Raw genomic sequence first — 3,501 nt, forward strand, 5'->3', positions numbered from 1 at the left:
ACGCTAACTATCATAAGGGAGAGGCTTCCCTTTTTCAATTCTCAATAAATCATTTACACATAATTATTTAAACACTCGGCCTTATACAAATCGGCTCCTTAGTCACATTAAAAAATCATCAATTTTTAAAAAAGATTGACTTTTTCTCATCATTGGTTAATACTGTTGTAAATTAATAGTTCAGATAAATGTAAAGATGAGTAAGTTATGGAACTGATCAAAGAGAGTCATCAGACGGTGAAAGATGACATTAGTTTATAACTAAAGATGGTCTTTCGATATCGTTTTTGAAGTCGAGCAGTTTTGTTAGACGACAACGGGAACTCCCGTTATAGAGAACGGGTATTTGTGTAGCAGTATTCAATTTTGGCTGTTGTGCTGTACCTAATAAGAAATGGCTCGTGAGGGTTATTTAAAATAAGGTGGTAACGCGAAAAAGCACTTTCGTCCTTTGTCTAGATTAATAATAGATAAAGTAACGAGAGTGCTTTTTCGTTTGCTAAATAAAGAGAGGGGTTTTCAAGATGATCAAAAGAATAAATTGGCATAGGTTTTTATTTTCACTATTGCTTGGGACAATTGTATTTATAGGGGGCAATGTGCTGATGACTCAGCGTAGCGAAGCACAGACAACCGCAAAGGAAACTATCAGACTAGCGACGTCACCTGGTCCATATAGTGATCTATTTTTGAAAGGTGTGAAACCGATCCTTGAGAAAGAAGGTTACAAGGTAACTAGCCAATCCTTTTCAGATTTAAATCATGCAGATGAGGCCTTGGATCAAGGGGATGCTGATTTGAATGTGGAACAGCATACCGCATGGTTAGATAATTTTAATAAGCAGAAAAAGGCACACTTTGTAGGAATTGCCTATGTACCAACTGTTCCAATGGGGATTTTTCCAGGTAGTAGTAAGTCAATTAAAAATATAAAAAAGGGCGCAAATATTGCAATTCCTAATGATCCGGCAAATAGATCACGGGCTTACCAATTATTACAGCAGGCAAAACTCATTACTTTGAAAAAATCGGCCAAGAATTCGGTAACAGTGTCACAAACTGATATTGCCAAAAATCCACACCATTTAAAATTTACGGAAATGAATTCAAGTCAAATTCCGCGCAGCATAAAGGATGTTAATTATGCAGTTTTACCAGGTAGCATAAGCTATAGTGCTAAGATTTCTGCTAAAACAAGTCTTCGTCAGGAAAAGTTAGCAAAACAATATTTGTTAGTGGCAACTGTCAATAAAAAGAATCAAAATAAGCCGTGGGCAAAAGCGGTTGTGAAGGCCTATGCATCTAAACAATTCAAGACTTACGTTAAACAACATAATCAACAGGGATATTGGTATATTCCAAAGACAGAAATTAATTAAATATCTTTACCGGAAAAATATTAGACATTTTACAAGACGACTATATCTTGCAAAGTAGAATGAATTTTTAACGCAGGGGGCAGCGATGGTGGAAGATCCTATTATTTCTTTAAAAAATGTTAGTGTTACATTTTGCGGCAATGAGAAAAATGTAACTGCTATCGATCACGTTTCCTTTGATATTCAAAAGGGTGATGTATTTGGTATTATTGGGTATTCTGGAGCAGGTAAGAGCACTCTGGCCCGGACAATCAATTTTTTACAAAGGCCAACACAAGGACAAATTATTGTTAACGGTCAAAGTTTAATAGATTTATCGGCTGCACAATTGCGAAATTCTCGCAAGAAGATTGGTATGATTTTTCAACACTTCAATCTCATGAATACAAGAACAGTTGAAGAAAATATAACACTGCCACTTTTACATAGTGGTTTATCAAAAGTGGCACAAAGAGAAAAGGCCGAACGATTATTAAAATTGGTTGGTTTGGCCAACAAGAAAATGTCCTACCCACGGCAGTTATCAGGAGGGCAAAAGCAAAGAGTTGCAATTGCACGATCTTTGGCAAATGATCCAGAGATATTAATTAGCGATGAAGCAACGAGCGCCTTGGATCCCAAAACAACAGAAGATATTTTGACTATTTTGAAGAAACTTAATACCGAATTACATTTAACTATTATTATGATTAGTCACGAGATGGAAGTCATTAAGAGCACCTGTAATAAAGTTGTTGTTTTGAATCAAGGGAAAGTCGTTGAAAATGGTAGTATCTTAGATCTTTTTTTACATCCCAAGGAAGTATTGACACAAACCTTTATCGGTTTTGGACATCAAAATAATGATGTTATTCAGAGCCTAGATTTACGGCCTAAAGAGACGGTGATAGAAGTGACATTCATTAACAGTCCTAATGAGGATCAAGCAAAAATCGTTGAGATTATTGCGGTATTGGGAGTTCCAATGCGTATTTTTTATAGTAATTCGCAGTTTATTCAACAACGAGTAATTACCAATTTAATTCTTGGAATACAAGGGAACAAAGAACAAGTTGCCAAAGTTCTGCGACAACTTAAGAGCCATCGATATAACTACCAATTAACGGGAGGGGGCCGCTCATATTGAGCTTAATTTCCAAATTTTTTCCTAACGTTGTTGCAAATCAGGATCAATTTGTGCAGGCCATTGGACAAACGCTTTATATGACTGCCATTTCCATTATTATTGCTGGCATTTTTGGTGTTGTTTTCGGTGTTATTTTAGTGGTGACAGAGCCTAATCAGTTACTAGAAAATAAATTTGTTTATCAAATTGTTGATAAAATCATCAATATTTTTAGAGCGATTCCGTTTATTATCTTATTAGCATTATTAACGCCAGTGACCCGGGCCATTATCGGTACTTCTATCGGTACAACGGCGGCCATTGTACCGCTGGTGTTAGGCTGTTCTCCGTTCTACGCTCGCCAGATTCAAAATGCACTGGCTGAAGTTGATCCAGGTATGGTAGAGGCATCGCAGGCTATGGGACTGACACCACTTGATATTATTATTCATGTTTATCTAAAAGAGGGACTTTCGGAGATTGTGCGAGTTTCAATTGTCACTATTATTAGTTTGATCAGTCTAACGGCAATGGCCGGTGCAGTTGGGGCTGGGGGATTAGGTGATATTGCCATTACCTTGGGTTATAACCAATTTGAAAATGATGTGACTATTGCTGCAACTGCCATCATTTTAATCATGGTTTTACTGATTCAATTGATTGGTGATTTCTTTATTAGAAGATTAGAACATTAAAATAGTTGAAAGTACCGCACTAAATTAGTCAGGTAAACACTATAAAAGTGTTTTTTTAAACGTTCTCTAGTTAAAGACAATTTAGAAGATTTACAAAAAATGGTTTTAGGTTTAATTAGAAAATTAAGGTTATTTTACAGAGATGGGTGAATCAAATGAGTGAATTATTAAATGAAACTTTATCCGCACAACTAATTGCGTACCGCCACTATTTTCATGAATATCCAGAATTATCAAGTAAAGAACTGAAACTTGAAAGCTAATAATCACGCCAAAGGCGTGTGGTTATTGGCTTTTTTGGCAAAAAAATAAACGCAAGCTC

General features: G+C 36.0%; 3 protein-coding genes. All 3 read left to right on the forward strand.

Annotated features, from left to right (window positions below):
- The first annotated feature begins 605 nt into the window (after window positions 1–605).
- The 3 genes from EKM61_RS11600 (at window position 606) to EKM61_RS11610 (ending at window position 3,179) form a co-directional block, all read left to right on the forward strand.
- Complete coding sequence (locus EKM61_RS11600) at window positions 606–1,379, forward strand: MetQ/NlpA family ABC transporter substrate-binding protein (protein ID WP_100077728.1); 774 nt, start codon at window positions 606–608, stop codon at window positions 1,377–1,379.
- Window positions 1,380–1,464: 85 nt separating this feature from the next.
- Window positions 1,465–2,505, forward strand: coding sequence for a methionine ABC transporter ATP-binding protein (locus EKM61_RS11605; RefSeq protein WP_068377133.1), 1,041 nt, complete (start codon window positions 1,465–1,467; stop codon window positions 2,503–2,505).
- The gene (locus tag EKM61_RS11610) at window positions 2,499–3,179 is read left to right on the forward strand and encodes a methionine ABC transporter permease (protein WP_404802827.1); all 681 of its coding nucleotides are present in this window, start codon (window positions 2,499–2,501) and stop codon (window positions 3,177–3,179) included. Before EKM61_RS11605 ends, EKM61_RS11610 begins: the two co-directional genes overlap by 7 nt.
- Window positions 3,180–3,501: the final 322 nt, after the last annotated feature.

This window comes from Loigolactobacillus backii (assembly GCF_003946275.1).
GTDB lineage: Bacteria > Bacillota > Bacilli > Lactobacillales > Lactobacillaceae > Loigolactobacillus > Loigolactobacillus backii.

Excerpts from the sequence above, each read along its gene's own strand:
- EKM61_RS11600 (WP_100077728.1), top strand. The coding sequence starts at position 606 with ATGACTCAGCGTAGCGAAGCACAGACAACCGCAAAGGAAACTATCAGA.
- EKM61_RS11605 (WP_068377133.1), top strand. The coding sequence starts at position 1,465 with ATGGTGGAAGATCCTATTATTTCTTTAAAAAATGTTAGTGTTACATTT.